Source organism: Deltaproteobacteria bacterium, from assembly GCA_005879535.1.
In the GTDB taxonomy this organism is placed as follows: Bacteria; Myxococcota; Myxococcia; order Myxococcales; family 40CM-4-68-19; genus 40CM-4-68-19.
In genome coordinates, this window is the sequence record VBKI01000003.1 from 12,992 (window position 1) to 13,890 (window position 899).

At 70.1% G+C, this 899-nt stretch carries 1 protein-coding gene; it reads right to left on the reverse strand.

From position 1 onward, the window contains the following. Positions 1–444: 444 nt before the first annotated feature. Positions 445–876, reverse strand: coding sequence for an OsmC family peroxiredoxin (locus tag E6J58_00125; protein ID TMB44460.1), 432 nt, complete (start codon positions 874–876; stop codon positions 445–447). Between the last annotated feature and the right edge of the window lie 23 nt (positions 877–899).

Genomic DNA, 899 nt, shown 5'->3' on the forward strand with positions numbered 1-899 from the left:
AGAGGACCGGCGAGTCCGCGGCCTTTCTGCACGCGAACAGAGCGAGGACCGCGACGAGCGCAAGCAATCGCATGTGCCACGGTCTGCACGCGCCGCGCGCCAGGCAACCCTGCGGGCCGTCGGATGTTTGCCCGCGATCGTCCACTTCCCGACCTCGCGAAGCGCGCCCAGTCTACGCAGGCGAGGAGAGATCGATGGCGAAGCAGCCGAAAAGCGACACGCAGGCCGATGCGGCCCATCCCCATCGCGCGCATGGCGCGCCGGCGCACCCTGTCGGCGTCGGAGCGTCCGCGGCCGGTGTTGGAGTTGCGGGAGCGGCGTTGGGCGCCGTGGTGGCCGGGCCTGTCGGCGCGGTAGTCGGGGCGGCGGTGGGCGCGGTGGCCGGCGGCCTCGGCGGCAAGGCAGCCGCCGAAGTCGTGGATCCGGACGACGCAGACGAGACCGTTACGACTGAAGGCTTGCCTTTACGCTCATCTGAATCTTGAGCGCCGACGAGATCGGGCAGCCGTTCTTCGCCGCTTCGGCCGCCTTCTGGAATGCCGCTTGATCGATCCCGGGCACCTGCCCGCGCACTTCCAGCGACGAGGATTTCACCTCGAATCCGCCGCCCTGCTTGGGCCCGAACTCCACGGTGCACGTGGTCTCGAGACGCCGCGGCGCATGACCGTCCTTCGCGAGCCCGTTCGAGAGCGCCATGCTGAAGCAGCTTGCGTGCGCCGCCGCGAGCAGCTCCTCGGGCGTCGTGCTGCTCGCAGCGCCCTCGGTGCGGGCCTTCCAGCTCAGGGCGGCATCACGGAACGTCCCGCTGCCAGCGCTGGTCTTGCCCTTCCCCGACATCAGATCGCCTTCCCACTGCGCCGTCGCCCTGCTCTGCATGGTCGCTCCTCCTGTTGCCGGCG